The following is a 17,943-nucleotide window of genomic DNA, read 5'->3' on the forward strand; positions in this document are numbered from 1 at the left end:
AACGGAACTGCCGCAAGGATGAAGAAGCCTCTCGCGTCAAATTTTCGTATGTTCATTCTGCTATACGGAATCTTTTGAAACTCGCAGTGGAAACCGTTTTCATGATGTGGGTGCCATACTACAATGACGTCAGAGCGAGGGTGTCTCAAGTGATGTGGAGGTGACGCGATCGTCGAACGGGATATGCGTTAGGGAGGCGTTCGGTGTAGCGCCTTTTGAATCCGTACGGATGGGGGGAGTTCCATGGGGAATGCATTGTTTCATCAACTGTTGACGCCTATCGGCAACTCGACAGGACTATCGTTTCTTATTGGCATCATTCCGATTGCGGTCGTACTCGTTCTCCTTGGCGTGGTGCGTGCACCGGCCTGGATTTCGGCGCTTTCGGGTCTGGTTGTGGGCCTTATTGAGGCTGTGGCCGGTTGGCAGATGCCGTTTCATCTCGCGATGAGCTCAGTTGGCGAGGGTATGGTGTTTGCGGTTTGGCCGGTCATGTGGATTGTCTGGAACGCGATGTGGCTCTACAACATCAGTCAGCGCACTGGCGCGTTTGCTCAGTTTCGCGATTGGATGTATCGGTATGCAACGGATGACAGGCGGATTCAACTACTCATCATCGCGTTTGGTTTCGGAGCGCTGATGGAAGGCATTGCAGGCTTTGGCACGCCGGTGGCGATTGCCTCGGCATTGTTAGTGGGGCTCGGGTTTCCGGTTCTGGAAGCTGTTACGTACGCCCTCATCTTCGATACGGCGCCTGTTGCGTTTGGCGCACTAGGTGTCCCGATTGTCACACTCGGGTCTGTTACGAACCTCAATGTAAGCGCTTTATCCTCGATGGTTGGTCGCCAGTTGCCCATCTTTGCATTCATTCTTCCGTTTTACGTGATCGTCGTCATGGGAGGATGGAAGGCCCTGAAGGGAGCCTGGCCCGTGGCGCTCGTGGGAGGTCTCTCGTACGCCGTCACGCAGTTTGCGGTTGCCAATTTTGTTGGGCCGGCCTTACCTGACGTGTTGGCCGCGCTCGTTTCCCTGGTCTGCATCGTCCTTTTTACGCGCGTATGGCGGCCAAAGGACACAAACCACTTCCGATCGTTCGTCCATACGGGAGCGCAAAGCGAAACCGCAGCGACAATCGAAGGCGGTTCGACGGGTTCGCTGTGGCGTGGCTGGGTACCTTGGCTGACCGTCACAGGTGTCGTGATCATCTGGACGTTCCTCAAGATTGCAGAGATTGGACAGATGAAGATCAAATGGCCGGGCTTAAACGACCAAGTGTACCTTACTCTTTATCAGAAACCGTACGACGCGGTATGGGCATTCCAACCTTTGGCCACGGGCACGGCTATTCTCGTGGCTGTGATCCTAACGGCACTGTTTTTGCGCGCAGGATGGAAGACGTTCTGGATCGCAGCCGTCGACACGTGGAAGCAACTTGTGTTCCCCATTCTGACGGTGATGTTCATCGTTGGCCTGGCGTATCTGTACAACTACTCCGGCATGGCGTATACACTTGGCGTTGCGGTTGCGGCGCTGGGAAGTTGGTTTCCGTTTTTCTCCGGGTTCCTCGGCTGGATCGCGTGTTTTCTCTCCGGATCGGACACATCGTCCAACGCGCTCTTTGGCAATTTGCAAGTGGTAGCGGCCAATCGGCTTCACTTGAATCCCGTATTGATGGCGGCAACCAATTCGTCAGGCGCGGTCATGAGCAAGATGATCTCTCCACAGAACGTGACGACCGGTGTATCGACCGGCGAATTGCGCGGAAAAGAGGGTTTCGTCATCCGGCGGACGTTCTGGCACAGTCTCGTTCTGACTGTTCTTCTGGGGATTTTGGTCGTGCTGCAAGCGCATGTGTGGAGCGGCATGATTCCGAAACCGTAAGGAATGTGCATCATCCGATCGCGACGGCACATGAGGAGGTCGAGCATGGAATTGCAGCGCAGTGGAATCAGCCTGATTTATCGCCTCGAGATCGCCAATCAAGGCAACATGTTCGCCAAGCTGGCCAGTCTGGTGGGCAATGCTGGAGGCGACATCGCCGCGGTCGATATGATCCGCGTCACACAGGAAGCCGTGGTGCGCGACGTCACGATCAATGTGGGCAATCGCGAGCATGGCCGTCAGATTGCAGAGTTGTTAGATGCTGAAGATGGCATCCACGTGGTGGCGGTATCCGACCGGACGTTTCTGGTTCACTTGGGCGGCAAGCTCGAAATTGCGCCCAAGATTCAGGTCAAGAACCGGGACGATTTGTCGCGTGTGTATACGCCTCATGTCGCGAGGGTATGCGAGGCCATCCATGAAGATCCATCGAAGGCGTTTCAGTTGACCATTAAGCGAAATACGGTCGCCGTGGTGTCGGATGGTACGGCCGTACTGGGACTGGGCGACATTGGTCCATACGCTGCGATGCCTGTCATGGAAGGTAAGGCTATGCTGTTTAAGCAGTTTGCGGGCATCGATGCGTTTCCCATCTGCCTGGACACGAAGGATCCGGACGCCATCGTCGAGACGGTGAAGCGCATTGCACCAGCATTTGGCGGCATCAATTTGGAAGACATAGCGTCTCCGCGCTGCTTCTACATTGAGGAGCGCTTGAAGACTGAGTTGGACATTCCCGTCTTCCACGACGATCAGCATGGTACCGCGGTGGTGATGCTCGCTGGTTTGCTGAACGCCGCGAAGTTGGTGCGTAAAGAGTTGAAAAATCTTAAGGTGGTGGTGGTCGGCATCGGCGCTGCGGGCGTGGCGTGCACGAAGATGCTTCTTTCCGCCGGGGTGACGAACATCATTGGCGTGACCTTGGAGGGAATCCTGCACCGCGGAAGGGAGTATGAAAACGAAATTTGGAACTGGTACAAGGAGCACACCAATCCGGAGAACATCACCGGATCGCTCGATGATGCCATGGTTGGGGCCGACGTATTCATTGGCGTATCGGGCCCTGGCGTGCTGACGGTAGAACATCTGCGTAAAATGGCTCGAGATCCGATTGTGTTTGCGATGGCGAATCCGACGCCGGAAATTGAGCCGGAAGTAGCTGCCCCACATGTGCGGATTTTGGCGACCGGTCGATCCGATTACCCTAACCAGATCAACAATGTCCTGTGTTTTCCGGGCATCTTCAAAGGGGCGCTGGCAGCGCGGGCGTACACCATCAACGAGGACATGAAGCTTGCGGCGGCACAGGCGATTGCTTCGGCCATTCGTGAGAACGAGTTGCGAGAGGACTACATCATTCCGTCCGTCTTTAATCAAGCGGTTGTGCAACGAGTCGCGGATGCGGTCGCCGAGGCAGCCCGTCGGACCGACGTGGCACGCCGGGAAGTGATGCCGAAGGACAACTTCTGAACGGGTGCGTTGAAAAGAGCTGGCGCGAATGGACGGCAGGGAGGTGGAGTACACTTCCCTGCCGTTTTGACATGCGATCTCTATGGAGGGTTACCCTCAACTCCTGAGATGTCAACGGTGGAGTGGAAACCGCTCCGAAAGGGGCAAGCCGTTCGGACGTGGGATCGGGACATGTTTCAACAAGCCATCGAGCGGATGATGTCGTGGGAGTCGTGGCATCAGCGTGTTGGGAAAGAGTACGCAAAACTCGTAGAACAAAAAAGTCGATTTGAGCAGAAGAACTTCCTCGGCCAGGAACATCTGGTCCAGATCGTCAATCGCTTGCAACTAGATATGAAAGATGCATCGTCCGGACTTGAATCGAAAGAGCCTACTGCACACTATGTGACGGGACGGGGATTGCGAGGATCGGATAAGGTATTTTCGTGCTCTTCAATTTTGCCCTGTATATGCTTTGATAGGTCTTAGAAGAAAGGAATATCACGTTGTTTGGCGAATTTGAACAGATCATCAAACTCCTCCTGTACGCCTTATCAGACTCATCGAGATGCCTGAAAAACACGGAGGCAAGAGATCATGGGATACGGTAGAGTGAGGCCAAGCATCGCTTCAGTTGCAGTTTGTTCCATTTTGTTGGGTATAACAGGATGTGGTTCGCAGGCATTTGGCACTGTCACCAATCATCCAGGGAAACCACAAGCGTCTGGCGGGATGTCCACCTCGCCGAAGCATGACCGTAAAGACGTGGGGGCTGCTTCCACATCCGGGAAGGAAGCGACGTCTGTGGGGTGGTACTTCGTTCCGACCTATTCGACGTATGGAGCGAACAGTGTGATCGCTGGTATAACCGTACAGCGTAATCGCTTGAAACTGCTCATTCGAACAGATTCGTCCATCAACCATGGAACTGGTTTCGTGTTCTCGAAAGTGTGGCATGCGGCATGGTTCGATCCGGCGGCAGATACGTTGCAATCGGATGGGGAGGTACCAGCTCAAACTCAGATAACCTATCAAGGTCCGGTCAAACTTGTCTTTCCGACCGCTTTCCCGGGTAACTTTGAACGGCAGTCGGTCACTGTGGATATACAGGGGAAATCTGCTGCCAAATGGCCGGCAGCCATTCCTATGTACGGATCGGCTGCGAATCCCGAAGGGCCAACGCCAGGTTCGCTGGATAACCAAATTCTTGGCCAGGTGGGCAACTGGATTTGGGTGGCGCTAAAGGGTCCGCAGTATCCGCCGTTTTATCCCAATCAAAAGCCCTTATTATGGGCATTCCGCTTTTGGGATCGGCTGGTGGCGTTCAATCTGCAAACGGGCCAAGCTGTCGAATATTCGATCCCACGGAGTGATTCCGAATACGTTTGGGCGGTATCCACGGGCACGAATCTCGTCCTTCCAACATTCGTACGGGATGGGAGCCGCGTCTGGGTAGCTGTTGGGCAGTGGGTGGGTTGTTTCCCGAGCGATCCGCTGCCAACTGCGAAATCTGAAAGCGTAGTACACGGATTCAGCGCTGTTCTGCGTAAACCCAGTGCTTCCTATGTGCATGAGGAGGCGCAATCCGCAATGGCCGACTTACAAATGGACGAACGAGAGGTGGCGGACAGTCTAGCAAGTTACTGGGATACGACCATTGGTGCGAATGTGCCTGGTGTGCCATCGTTTCGCATGTATCAAGATGGAAAACGGCAAGCCTGGAATTTGAATACGGTCATTTACAATCACGGCGACTTGCCCTCGGATTTGCTTTGGGCTATGCAATTTCCATTTACGCCAAGTGATCCACGGGCCAGCGAGTGCACGAAGGTAGGGAAGACCATCTTGGCGCTTTTGCGAAGCCCACTCAACGCGGACGCCATCGGCGTTATCCAGATGACGCCGCAGCAAGTGGAGCATCAGTTTCACAACAAGCCACCAGTGTCGCTTCCGGGGTATGTGATTCGCGGCAACGCGTACTGGCCAGATGGAGCGTAAAGGATTGATATGGAACTGGCAGGAGAGTGTCGCGCCGATGCGCGATGCTCTCCGTTGCCAGGTTGGCAATCCCTCCATCACGCCTGATCCAGCATCCGTCGTAGCCGCAACGCCACCACGTTCTGGGCCGCTGCGGATAATTCGTTCACCGTAAGCAAATCGCGAATGGCGTTACCATCGGTCAGGCGACCTTCGCACACATCGTTGATCCGTTCGATGGTCCAATCCGGATGTCTTCGTTCCAGCACCTGCACTGGTTGCCCCGATTCTACATAGCCTTTTTCAAGCACGCGCAAATACCAACCGGTTCGCCCTGAAGCTCTCACTCGGTCGAGCAAATCCGGAATGCCCCAGCGAGCGGAAATCTTCCAGCAGGGACCGCGCATTTGGCTGACTTGAAACTTAGCCCCGCCAATGGCCAAAACGTCTCCAACGCAAACATTGGTTTCGTCCATGCCTTCGATGGTTAGATTTTCGCCGAACCCTCCATAGGGTAAGTCGATATGCAATTCTCGTGTCCATTTCCTATAATGGTCCGCCGCGTAGCATAGTACAGCCTTGTCTGGACCACCATGATTCTTTCGATCCGCTTGGCCATCGCCATCTATATGATCGAAATGCACATAGCGCTTACCATTCACAGGTTGTTTGTCGAACGCGGAGTACCACTCGTTCCTAGATGAAGTCGATCCACTCTCGTAGCGCTTCGGCAATCCAACCTGGATCGATATAACGCGCGGTGAAGTCATGTCGGACACATCCTATTTTCGTGAGTGGAATAAACTGTTGCCATCATTTCCGCGCAGGCCACTTACTCCGCCAGATCCAGCACAATAGGACAGTGATCGCTACCCAGGATATGCGCGTCAATGCGGGCGTCCAGCAACTTGTCGCGCAACCGATTCGAAATGAGAAAGTAATCGATCCGCCATCCAATATTTCGTTCGCGCACCTTTGGCATGTTCGACCACCATGTGTACGCGTCGGCGCGCTCTGGATGGAGATAGCGGAAAGAATCTGTGAAGCCTGCGTCCAAAAGCTGTGTCATCTTATTGCGTTCTTCATCTGTAAAACCGGAGTTGCCACGGTTGGATTTCGCGTTTTTGATATCGATCTCCTTGTGCGCCACATTGAGGTCACCGCAGGCAATGACCGGTTTTGTCGCGTCGAGATGGAGCAAGTACGCGCGAAATCGATCTTCCCACTCCAAGCGGTACGGAAGACGGGAAAGATCGCGCTTGGCATTGGGCGTATATACGGTGACGACATAGCATGACGCAAACTCGAGCGTGATGATTCGGCCTTCCGGCTCGCCATCGTCTTCCATTCCGTATCGGACAGAATGTGGAGGCATCTTCGTAAAGACGGCCGTTCCGGAGTACCCTTTCTTTTCAGCGTAATTCCAATACTGTTGGTACGATGGACCGAGGTCCAGTTCGATTTGCCCTTGCTGCAATTTGGTCTCCTGCAAGCAGAACACATCGGCATCCACGTCGTGGAAGTAGTCGAGGAACCCTTTATTGACACATGCTCGCAAACCATTGACGTTCCAAGATACAAGTTTCAATTGATGTAGCCTCCTTGCTTGCCAAAAGCATACCATACCGATTTGCGTTCTCCAGGCCGATCCGCCGCCATCTCTGCTAGTGCTCAGGGTTGGAATCATGGATAATATGAAAAGCCATACACAGGAGGTGTCGAACGTGCGTTATCGAAACTTGGGATCGACAGACTTACAGGTCAGTGAAGTGAGTTTTGGGACGTGGGCCATCGGCGGATCGTGGGGGCAAGTTGATGACAAGGCGTCGCTTGCAGGGTTAGCGGCCGCCATCGACGCCGGTGTAAACTTTTTCGATACCGCGGACGTTTACGGTGACGGGCACAGCGAGGAACTCTTGGCTCGAGCTACGAAGGGCAAGGAAGATGACATCTACATCGCGACGAAATTTTGCCGTGCGGGAGATATTCATGATCGGTCCACCTATGCTGAGGATTCGATCCGCCGGTTTTGTGAGGGAAGCTTGCGACGGTTGCAGCGTGATCGGATAGATCTGTACCAGATTCACTGTCCGCCGACTGAGGTTCTGCGCGATGGACAGGTTTTCGAAGTGCTTGACAAGCTGCAGGCGGAGGGGAAAATTCGTCATTACGGCGTCAGCGTCGAGACGGTGGAAGAGGGTCTCATTTGTTTACAGTATCCGAATGTGCGAGCGCTTCAGGTCATCTTCAACATCTTCCGGCAAAAGCCGTTGGATGAGTTATTGCCAAAAGCGAAGGCGCACGGTGTCGGTATTCTCGTTCGCTTGCCGCTGGCGAGTGGCCTTTTGACAGGGAAATTCACAAAGGACAGCCGGTTTGAGGTGGACGATCATCGCGCGTTCAACGAAAACGGCGAGCACTTCAATGTGGGAGAGACATTTGCTGGCCTTGGATTTGCCAAAGGGGTGGAATTGGCGGATCAACTGCGTTGGATCGCCGAGGGGCGCGGCAACATGGCGCGTGCAGCCATCCGTTGGGTTCTCGATCACGATGAGGTGACCTGTGCGATTCCAGGCTTCAAAAACGCGGCACAGGTAAAGGACAATTTGGAAGCGTTGAACGTGCCATCTTTCACCGCCGAGGAACGTCACAAGTTGCAGGCGTTCTACAATCACGATGTCAAACCGTGGATTCGTGGCGCGTATTGAGGGAATATGCATTTCAACGTTGGGACGATGCGCTAGCAAGGCATGTGTATGCCTTGCTAGCGGAGCTGTAGCAAAAACATTACTGAATCGCTAAATTGTAGTTCTGGCCACCATTGTTATCCCATGTCCCCGCCTGGTTGTAAAAAGCGGTGTTGAGCGTCGAGCCTGATGGCACCGTGATGGTTGCGGTCCAAGTTCCGTTTGACTGCTTGGTCATGGCCGTGTTGGTCGTTCCGCTCCATCCGTTGTAGCCCCAGTGCATAGTCATCGAGCTGGCGGACGTTGCGAGTGTCCCCGCATAGACGATGGTGGCGGTTTGACCGTGAACGAGGGGACTCGGCGACGAATACACATCCTGCACGGAAAAATTGTAGTTGTTGCTATTATTGTTGTCCCAGGTCGAACTTTGGTTGTAAAACGCGGTGTTCAGTGTTTGCGCACCAAAAGGTACCGTGATCGTCGCTGTCCAAGTTCCGTTAGATTGCTTGGTCATCGGCGTATTGGTCGTTCCACTCCATCCATTGTAGCCCCAGTGCATGGTCATTGAGCTAGCAGAAGCCGCTAGAGACCCGTTATAAATAACGGTGGCCTGCTGGCCAGCATCAAGGGTCCCAGAATTTGTGTAGACACCGCTTTGTACCGGCGCATTCCATAAAGAACTGCCTTGCTGGGTCAAAATCATAGCATAGTGACCAGGTACGGTGACGCTGATGTTCCCGTTGCCGTCCACCGTATAGCTTGACGCTTCGGATGCACCATTGATCAGGGGAGTCATATTGGTCAGAACGCTACCAAACGGTGTTCCGGCTTGCGCGACGGGAATGGTCTCGCTCTCTGTATTATCGGTATCGTTGAGAATGACAATGTCGCGCTCGTTCTGGTCAAAACGGGCGAAAGCCAGAATATTGGTGGAATTATCCGCGACCAGAGGCATAAACGAGCCGTCGACGAGTGCTGGGTGGCTCGTTCGTAGTTGGATGAGCTTTTGATAGAGTTGGAATACAGAGTTTCCGCCATTTGCGACCTGAGACCAATCAAAGGTCCAGCGCTTCCCTGCGTCATTGGTTCCACCACCCAACATGCCGTATTCGTCGCCATAGTAGATAGTGGGGATACCGACATACGTAAATTGCAAAAAGGCCCCAAGATAATCCTTCCAGTAGTTTGGCGTGCCGCCATAGGGCTCCGTGAATGTGCTGCCATTCGGCTCGGTGTAGGTTTTGTTATTGATGCTTTCAGCAGCCCGCTCGCCAAAACGAGGGGTATCCTGTGTCGACAGTTCGTTAACTTGGGCTAGTTGAGCCGCCCGCGGAACCGCGTTAAGTGTTCCTGTCAGCCAGCTTTCCATCGTGGTTGCGTTAATTGCGTCCGCGTTAAATCCATCGTCGTAACCAGTAACCCATTCGGATACCGGTTGGAGAAAACCATTGTAATTGACCGAGCCGTCCCATTGATCTCCATTATTTAGCCATTCCGTTGGCTGGGATCCTTCAAACCATTCGCCGAAGACGAATGCATTTGGATTGGCGGTTTTGACAGTGTTTCGAAACTCTTGCCAATAACTGTGGTTGGTGGGATCGTTGTAGTTGCCGTTAGACTCGGGGTCGTAACCGTTGGCTCCGATATGTCCTGGAGCGTCGAGTCTCCATCCGTCGATGTTGTAGGGTGAAGACAACCATGTCTTTGCGACATTATCGATCTGGCTGCGCAGCGCACTTGATCCGTAGTTCAACTTTGGCATGGTGCCAACGCCAGCGAACGTGGCGTAAGAGTTGGGCCAGTTGGTGAACGTGTAGTAGCTATAGTACTGGCTGGATTGGCTTTGCTGAGCGCTAGTGAACCAGGCATTTTGATTACTCGTGTGGTTAAAGACGCCATCTAGAATCAATCGACCTTCTTGTCCAGCGTTGTTGCTCGTGTTGTGCAGATCTGTGGATAGTTGCTGGAGTGCTGTATTGCCGCCAAAGTGTGGATCGACGTTGTAATAGTCTTGCGTGTCGTATTTGTGATTGGTCGGTGACGTGAAAATTGGATTGAGATAGACGATATTGGCGCCAAGTGTTTTGGTGATATAAGATAGTTTTTGGTCAACACCCTCCAAATCACCGCCGGAAAACGCAACTTGGTCTTTACCACCCGGATCTCCCAACTCGGGATCTGATCCCCACGGTAGTTGGACTGTCTGGTTGCCGTTCCACGAGTATGCCCCGGTCGTAACATCGTTCGACGTATCACCATTGTAGAAACGATCAACCATTATCTGATACATAATGCCGTTCTGTGCCCAGGTGGGTGTACTGAAGTTTGGAGCAAGGACAAAATCATCATATGTGTTCCACTGATTTCCGCTGAGCGATGGTGTTGGGAAAGCACTGGTGGATGTTCCTGAACCATTGTAGTATAACGTCGAAGATCCATCGTTTGCCTGGAAGTAGTAGTACTTGACGCTGGACGATGCAGGAATCGTCCCCTGCCAAAAGTCGTACAGTCCGTTGACATCCGTGCCTTTCAGTGCCATGGGGTAATAAGTGGTGGAGCCAGTAGAGGTATCATACACCACGACATTGGCGCTGGTTAAGTTACCATGCGTCGCACGCAAGGTCACCGTGACGGCTTGCGCGGACGTTGGTTCTTGCGGCGACATATACTGGGGCCCTTGGTCAGCAAACAGCCCACTCGCCTGAACACCGGAGGACGATGCAGCCGCTTGGGGTGTAAAACATACACTCCAGCCGAAAAGTGCGGATAGCGGAATGAGCGCTATCGGATACTTTGCCCACTTTCGAAGTTTCAACTTCTTTCACGCTCCTTCACTTCAATACAAACGTTTGCCTGATAGCGAGAAAAATAGAGCAAACGTTTTCATTATTTCAGCATACGGTTTGATGTCATTCAATTGTCTAAAGCTATGTTTTATTTACACAGACAATCGTCCCATTACATAACGATTTGAACCGAAAATACGAAGGTTCTGTGATAGATACCGATAAGACGTCAAAATCTCCAATTGATTTTGTAAGGTGATTAGACGTACGATTCAGTTAGTTTGCGCATGCAAACGATTGCGCATGTCCGAGAAGGGGGATAAGAGTGCAAGAAAAAACGTACGTATGGTCAGGGTATATGTGGAAAAAGCGTCAAGACCCGTTGGTCTGGCCTTTGTGGATGCGGTTTGTGCCTATTCTGCTTGTGGCGGTTATTGGAATGTTGGCAGTTCAACGAATTTCCATAGGAGCTGTCGTTTCGACTGCGACTGTGGTTGCCAACCAAGATTCGCAGCAATTTGAGGATTTATCTCTCATCACATCGGTACAAACCAGTATTGACGCTGCGTATATCTCCCTGCTTCAAGCAACATCTGCCAAGCCAATGGATACCGTTGCCATGAGCACATTCGCGCAGACAGCCACGGGCATAGACCAGGCAATTCAAACATTGACGGCGACCGAGGCTCATATCGTGTTACCCGATTGGGATGCAATGAAGCGGGATGCAAGTGTATTGATTTCAGACGCGATACGGAAGCCTTCAAACGTAAGCCAAGATTTAGCCAACCTGCAAAACGATGCGCAAAGCGTCTCGAATGACCTGACGATGTTAACTGGCGTCGACACAAATCACACGTTGGGTATTGATCGTGCCGAACAGTCAGCAATTGAAAAGATCCATGCCATATCTATGGAAATGCTCGGGGTGATGACCTGCGTTGCCGTTGGCATTTTTAGCATTGTGGCGTGGCAAACGCGTAGACGCATTCGTCGGCTGACGCAGGGGCTACACCGAGCAGCTGTCGGTGATTTGTCCATACGTTTTGAAAGCATTCGGGATCGCACAGAAATTGGCTTTATTACACGGGAAGTGCAGTTGCTGGTCGATAGTCTTTCCCGGATTGTGAAATTGGTTCTCGCTGCAGTCGGTGATACGGTCATTCAGGCTAACTTACTGCTCGAACGCGTTGAGACAGCTCGTTTAGCGGGGAGTGAGATTGACCGGGTTGTCCAGTCGCTGAATATAGCAATTGGTGATTCGTATTTCGAGTTGGAGCGTGGTCGGGACGAGCTGTCTGCGGCTTCTTCTGCGGTCTCATGTTTGTCGCAAGCGGTTGAGGAAGTGAGCGATCGCGCAGCCGAGGTGACCAGTTCATCGCATGTTGGCTTACAGCACTTGGCCACCATTCAAACCATCATGCTCGAACTTGGACAATCGACATCTGTGAGCCAGCAGGTTTATATGTCTACGCAGCAGCAGTTCGAACGATTGGTATCCAAGGTACAGATGATTTCGCAGATCGCTGAAACCACGGAATTGCTGGCGTTAAACGCAAGTATTGAGGCTGCGCGCAGTGGTCAATCGAGTTTCACCGTCATTGCGGTAGAAGTTCGCAAGTTGGCGATGCAAACGTCCGATGTCTCGCAGCTGATTCTGGAAGCCATCCGTGAACTCGGTGTATCGATGCACGAGACCGGGTTGTCTGTTCGTGCAGCCCAGCGACTTACATCAGAAGCTGTGGCACACATCGAGCAAACCAAAGGGACGTTTGAATCCATTGTTGTTGGGATGTCAGAACTTGAAAGGTCATCCGCGAACACAGCTGTGACGGTACGGGAAAGTGTGACTTGCATGGAGCGGATTATCGGCATGCTACGCAATGCCATCAACACGATACAGGCTATTTCTACCTACAGTGCCGAAGTCGCTGTGAGCTTGCACGCTCAATTGAGCGATTTCGAAACCTTGAATCGTACGAGTGAAACGGTTTCCGAGACAGCTCGTCATTTGGAAACATCCGTCGCGCGCTTCACCGTATAAGATGAACGCTTGGTTGACGCTGGTGTAAAAGGGCGATATGGTTCGTTCCGGCAATGGTTCCTAGAAGGAAGCATGTAAAGTGCAAGCTCGAAGTTCCATTGCATATACTTGCCCGAGGAGGCTGTTTGTTGTTACAATGTTTCTGACCTGTAGCGAGGCCGTGCGGCGTTCGCGGCCGAAGGAGAGAACGCAGCAGTGGCAAAGCTAAAGGGCTGTATGGAAGCCGAAATTAGTAATGCTCTCACAAAATGGGAGAAGGAGTACCTTGGGCGAGGGTCTGTATCTGTGAAGACAGATGTTTTACGCGACATGATTATCGTATCCTTGCGTGGCATTCTGTCGACTGCCGAGTATGCCTTGTGTGAAACGCGCGACGGTATGCTTTCGGTGAAACGAACGCGGACCAGCTTGGTCGAGTCTGGGATTGACGAATTGAAAGACATGATTCGCCGCATCACAGGTGAAGAGGTGACGAGCTTTTTCACCGATTTGAGTACGCGCACGGGCGAGCGCATCATGGTCTTTCGGTTATCTGAGGATTTGGAAAAGAAGTTTATTACAGCGGATTGACGAAATCTGCGCATATACCTAAAGCACTCGGAGGTTGACCTACGCCGAAGGATTTTGGTGGAGGGTGGCAGTCGAGGAAGTCAAGGACGCATGGGAGTTCTTCGTCACAATGGTGGCGACTGAAAAACCGGCGTGACCCTATAGAGTCGGCATCGGCGGAAGCTGATGAACGTGACTGTATGGGGCGCGCCGGTTTTTATGTTGTATGCCGATATGTGTCGGATGTGGTCGAGAGAGGAGACGACGATGTTCATTCAGGACATGCAGCAGTGGATGTTGCCGATTTGGCTTGGTACGTGGGCGTTTGTCGGTTTGACCGGGTTCCTTGCCGCGTGCATGGGCAAAGCGAACGGATTCGTGCGTTGGCATGTCGCTGGGCTTGCGCTGCCTGTCATGGCAGCGGGGGTTGGGCTATTCGCGAGGGCGGATGGCGTTGCGCTGGGACCCTGGCAGGCTGACGGGATTGGCTGGTTGATGGCTTTTTATATTGCTTTGCTTGGCATCGTGATTCAACGATTTTCTGTTCGCTATCTACTGGGAGATCGCCACTATGGCCGGTACTTAGGGTGGCTCACCTGGACGACGGGCGCGGCGAGCATGACGTGGATGAGCCGCACGCTATGGATGGAAGTGGCATCCTGGACGGCAATGGATGCGGGGCTGATTGCCTTGATTGCTCTCGCTTGGCAAAGTGGCCCCGTGCGCGCCGTAACGAAGCTTACGATTCGCCGTTTGGCCATCGGCGCTTTCGCGATCGCGATCGCCTGTTTGTGGTACGGCATGGCCGCCCATCGGGGAGACATCGCGATCTCGCTGGCGCGGGTCGGAGATTTGCCGTCCATGGTTCGTATGGGTGTGGCGTTGTTGCTCATTTTGGCGGCGATCGTTCAGGCGGGCGGTTGGCCGTTTGGGCGTTGGTTGCTTGAGTCTGCTGTGACACCGACACCGGTGTCCGCCATCATGCATGCAGGGATCGTGAACGCGGGCGGACTCTTGCTCACGCGCTGGGCGCCTTTGCTCAGCGTAGCTGGGCCGTTGCCCCACGGTGTGTTACTCGTCCTGGCTTGGGCCAGCGTTGGGATCGGGTCGGGTATCCTGCTGGTTCACGTGGATTACAAACGGCAATTGGTCGCATCCACCATGGCGCAAATGGGACTGATGCTCATGCAATGTGCCATCGGCGCATACGACGCGGCGATCGTCCACCTGATTTTACATGGTGTGTTCAAAGCCACTCTGTTTCTGCGGTCAGGCGATGCACTGCCGCCTCCGGAACAGGTGCTTGCTCGATCGCGAGGGACAAAACGGCCGTCTGCACAATGGCCTGTGGCGCTCGGCGCTATCTTTGCGCTTGTCTACTTTGCAGTGGAGCCACATGCATGGGTGCGGGCGCTCAGTGCGCTGATGCTTGGCGCCGGGGCATCCTTGGTCGCGAGACAAGCGCGATCAATGCGGGAGGGACGCTGGCTTGGAGTCGCAATCGTCCTGGTTGCTGCGGCCATCAGTGAAGGTTTACGTGCCTGGCTTTCGCACACCATTCAGGAAATTGCCCCCGACATCCACGCCTACCCGGTAGCCATGGCATGGCCGATCGCCGCGGTTGCCCTGTTAGCACTCATCGGTTTTGCTGGTGCGATCGTCGCAGTCAGGCCAGATGCGGCCGTCGCCTCGCGGTTATATCTTTGGCTTGTGCATCTGGGCGAGCCGCGGCCCGTCGCCATGGAGGCACATCCGCGTCATCTCCGTCGATACGAACAGGAGGCGGTTTTACGGTGAGACAAAGTCACGCAGTCCAGCGGAATACCGCGTCGCCACTTGGAAATATTCAACTTCAGGATCGTGTGTTGGCATGGGTTACCCAAGCGATGGATGTCGTGGTTCCACAGTGGCCCTTGCCTGTCTTTGTGGCACGCCATCCGTGGATGCATCTCGAACATATGTCGTTCGCAGATGCGCTGTCCCTCCTGGAGGATATGCAGGATGTACAACTACGCCCGGCGCTCTCTGTCATCCAATCCGCTGTCGAGCGTGGCGACATTGCCTTGCCTATCTTCGAACAGCGGCTTCGTGCATGGGTAGATGAGCATGTGCCGCCATCTCTGACAGCGCGTCTCGAACCCGTTCTCCGTGCGCTGATTTGGGAAGAAGAAAGTGAATCGGCGGTTCCTGAGTATGTATGGGCGTTTGCCAACGAGGTGGTGGCGGCGGGCGAAGCGCCGCTATCTTCTCGCAAGGTCGTCGTGCACAGCAACGAGAGCGGCCATGTGCGCTCGCGCTTGGCGCAGCAAACCATTAAATGGTGCAAGTTGTTTCTGGATGCTGGCCAGGCGGGGTGGAGATTGCCAGGTACACAAGATGGTTTGTACAAGGCATGGCGCCACCTGATCTTGCGCGATCCTGCCTTAACCCGGACTGAAAGGCGTCGCTTGGCCGACTGGCCGACGGATTCGGTGGAAGCTATCGCGTTCGCGATCAAGATGTTGGCTCTCGAGGAGCACGAGGCTGTTGCCTATCTGCGTGCGCACCTCGCGGCATTGCCTGGGTGGGTTGGCATGCTGAGTTGGCGAGGGCGCGAAGAGGGCTGCGAGATCGAGCTTGTTGTAGATTATCTGGCGCTGCGTGTATCGCTAGAATGGGCCCTGTATGGCTTAACGGGTGCTGATGCGGCTATCACGGTGAACGATGATGTGACGAAGGATGTGGCGTTGAGCTTGGCGGCACTGCATCGCTATGGGGGCATGACGCGATCCTCCTGGCGCAATGTTCCGATCAGCACGCGTACAGAACTGCTTGCCATCGTGGATCGGTTTCGACGGGTGGAACGGTGGCAACTGTGGTTGGAAGCCTGGGAGGATACGCAAGCACAACGCATGGCGGCAGCGTGCAAGGTGCCAACCGACGAGCCGGCCGAAGCTGTGGCGGCACAGTTGCTGTTTTGCATAGACGTCCGCTCGGAGCCGTTTCGCCGCAACTTGGAGGCGTCAGGGCCGTTTGCGACCTACGGCTGTGCGGGGTTCTTTAACCTTCCCATCAAGACGCGTCATCTGGATTGTTCCTATGCCCACCCCTCCTGCCCGGCGATTGTCACACCAACGGTTGAACTGAGAGAGTCTTTGGTGGAACCTTCACTCATTGCGTATCGCCGACGCCAAAGTGGCATTCGCTTGATCGGGGATGTCTTTAAAAAGGTAAAGCAACATGCGTTGGCTTCGTTGGTGCTGCCGGAGCTGTCTGGCCCCTGGTTCGCCCTGTACAGTTTCGCTCGCACGCTCGCGCCCTCCCTGGCCGGGGGTGCGCTGGAGCGCTGGAAAAGCAAACAGGTTGCGGCCAACACCGAACTTGTCCTTGATAAGGGGCAGGATGACGGTGGAACGGGCGAAATACCTCTCGGATTTACCGTAACGCAAATGGCCGAGATTGCGGGTGGACTGTTGCGCACGATTGGGCTAACGGAGTTTGCGCCGCTCGTTGTGGTATGTGGACATGAAAGTTTGACTGCCAACAATGCACATGCGGCGGCGTTGGATTGTGGCGCATGCGGGGGAGCTGCAGGACGCTGGAATGCTCGGGTGTTTGCTGCCATCTGCAATCGCCGCGATGTACGTGGCGAGATCGTCAAACGGTTTGGCGTATCGATTCCTGACGACACCGTGTTTATCGCAGCGGAGCATGTCACAACCACCGATGAACTCGTTTGGCTGGATAGGCCCGAGCTGCAAGGCGCAACGCGGGAGGCGTGGAAGTTGCTACAAGCAGCCGCCAAGCGGGCGCAGTGGTTAACGGCGACGGAGCGGATACAACAACTGCCGGACGTGGAGCCTGTTCGGCACCCGGTGCGCAGCGCAACACGGCGTGCGCGCGATTGGAGTGAAGTGCGTCCGGAGTGGGGGCTTGCTGACAATCGCGCCTTTATCGTTGGACGGCGTTCGTTGACGAAAGGGACATACTGGGGTGGTCGGGTATTCCTTCACAGTTATGACTGGCGGCTTGATCCGGACGGGAGTCTCCTCGCGTCCATCGTCGCAGGCCCGGTGACGGTTGCGCATTGGATCAACCTGCAGTATTACGCGTCAACTGTTGCTCCTGATGTTTATGGCAGCGGCAGTAAGACGACGCAGACTGTCACGAGTGGACTTGGCGTCATGCAAGGAAACGGCAGTGACTTGCTCGCAGGTCTGCCGTGGCAATCCGTAGCCGTTGATGATGGCGCGATCTATCATGCGCCACTGCGTCTATGGGTGGTCATTGAGGCGCCAGACACGGCGATCGAGCAACTTTTGGCAATTGATCACGCGTTTTGTCGCAAAGTGGAGGGCGGCTGGTTACGTTTGGCGAGCATCGATCCGCTGACGGGGCAATGGCGAGACTGGTCAGTTGGGACGAGTCGGGAACTTGCGGAAACACAGGCACGCTAAGGTCCTTGGAGGCAAGCCTGTGCATTCTCTTCGCGACGTGGGGGATTCAATGTATTGGGGTTGGAGGAAGTACAAAGAATTAGCTTGACTCTTTTCTTGCACTCGTATAATATAGAAGTCGAGGGATATCATAC

11 protein-coding genes and 1 pseudogene are annotated in these 17,943 nt (G+C 54.1%); 9 read left to right on the top strand and 3 right to left on the bottom strand.

The annotated features are described in order from the left end of the window. Positions 1 to 243 precede the first annotated feature (243 nt). The 4 genes and pseudogenes from C7445_RS10450 (at position 244) to C7445_RS10465 (ending at position 5,328) form a co-directional block, all read left to right on the top strand. Entirely contained in the window at positions 244 to 1,881 is a 1,638-nt protein-coding gene (locus C7445_RS10450) for an L-lactate permease (protein WP_243835128.1), read from the top strand. Positions 1,882 to 1,926: 45 nt separating this feature from the next. Then, positions 1,927 to 3,351: an NAD-dependent malic enzyme gene (locus C7445_RS10455; protein WP_134160101.1), complete on the top strand. Its 1,425-nt coding sequence runs from the start codon at positions 1,927 to 1,929 to the stop codon at positions 3,349 to 3,351. A 105-nt stretch (positions 3,352 to 3,456) separates the two neighbouring features. Beyond that, positions 3,457 to 3,774, top strand: a pseudogene (locus C7445_RS10460) (hypothetical protein); the annotation flags it as partial. A 153-nt stretch (positions 3,775 to 3,927) separates the two neighbouring features. After that, on the top strand, positions 3,928 to 5,328 hold the full coding sequence (locus C7445_RS10465; protein ID WP_243835129.1) for a hypothetical protein: 1,401 nt from the start codon (positions 3,928 to 3,930) through the stop codon (positions 5,326 to 5,328). A gap of 77 nt (positions 5,329 to 5,405) precedes the next feature. On the opposite strand, the gene C7445_RS10470 is transcribed toward C7445_RS10465, so the two are convergent. Then, the gene (locus C7445_RS10470) at positions 5,406 to 6,077 is read right to left on the bottom strand and encodes an MOSC domain-containing protein (RefSeq protein ID WP_134160103.1); all 672 of its coding nucleotides are present in this window, start codon (positions 6,075 to 6,077) and stop codon (positions 5,406 to 5,408) included. Positions 6,078 to 6,139: 62 nt separating this feature from the next. Then, positions 6,140 to 6,895 carry an exodeoxyribonuclease III gene (locus C7445_RS10475; RefSeq protein WP_134160105.1) on the bottom strand — a complete coding sequence of 252 codons (756 nt, stop codon included), beginning with the start codon at positions 6,893 to 6,895 and terminating at the stop codon, positions 6,140 to 6,142. A 136-nt stretch (positions 6,896 to 7,031) separates the two neighbouring features. Between C7445_RS10475 and C7445_RS10480 the strand changes: the two genes are divergently transcribed. Continuing rightward, positions 7,032 to 8,015: an aldo/keto reductase gene (locus C7445_RS10480; protein WP_134160107.1), complete on the top strand. Its 984-nt coding sequence runs from the start codon at positions 7,032 to 7,034 to the stop codon at positions 8,013 to 8,015. Between the two features lie 79 nt (positions 8,016 to 8,094). Here C7445_RS10480 and C7445_RS10485 read toward each other — a convergent pair whose 3' ends face one another. Continuing rightward, on the bottom strand, positions 8,095 to 10,809 hold the full coding sequence (locus C7445_RS10485; RefSeq protein WP_166669098.1) for an alpha-amylase family glycosyl hydrolase: 2,715 nt from the start codon (positions 10,807 to 10,809) through the stop codon (positions 8,095 to 8,097). A gap of 296 nt (positions 10,810 to 11,105) precedes the next feature. On the opposite strand from C7445_RS10485, the gene C7445_RS10490 reads away from it, so the two are divergent. The 4 genes from C7445_RS10490 (at position 11,106) to C7445_RS10505 (ending at position 17,809) form a co-directional block, all read left to right on the top strand. Beyond that, positions 11,106 to 12,824 carry a methyl-accepting chemotaxis protein gene (locus C7445_RS10490; protein WP_134160109.1) on the top strand — a complete coding sequence of 573 codons (1,719 nt, stop codon included), beginning with the start codon at positions 11,106 to 11,108 and terminating at the stop codon, positions 12,822 to 12,824. Positions 12,825 to 13,019: 195 nt separating this feature from the next. Further along, positions 13,020 to 13,394 (top strand): Na-translocating system protein MpsC family protein, encoded by a 375-nt coding sequence (locus C7445_RS10495; protein WP_208320894.1) that lies wholly within the window; start codon positions 13,020 to 13,022, stop codon positions 13,392 to 13,394. A 246-nt stretch (positions 13,395 to 13,640) separates the two neighbouring features. After that, positions 13,641 to 15,170 carry an NADH dehydrogenase subunit 5 gene (locus C7445_RS10500; protein ID WP_166669099.1) on the top strand — a complete coding sequence of 510 codons (1,530 nt, stop codon included), beginning with the start codon at positions 13,641 to 13,643 and terminating at the stop codon, positions 15,168 to 15,170. Further along, positions 15,167 to 17,809 carry a DUF2309 domain-containing protein gene (locus C7445_RS10505; protein ID WP_243835130.1) on the top strand — a complete coding sequence of 881 codons (2,643 nt, stop codon included), beginning with the start codon at positions 15,167 to 15,169 and terminating at the stop codon, positions 17,807 to 17,809. The genes C7445_RS10500 and C7445_RS10505 overlap by 4 nt, the downstream gene beginning before the upstream one ends. Positions 17,810 to 17,943: the final 134 nt, after the last annotated feature.

The organism is Alicyclobacillus sacchari, assembly GCF_004366795.1.
GTDB classification, from domain to species: Bacteria; Bacillota; Bacilli; order Alicyclobacillales; family Alicyclobacillaceae; genus Alicyclobacillus; species Alicyclobacillus sacchari.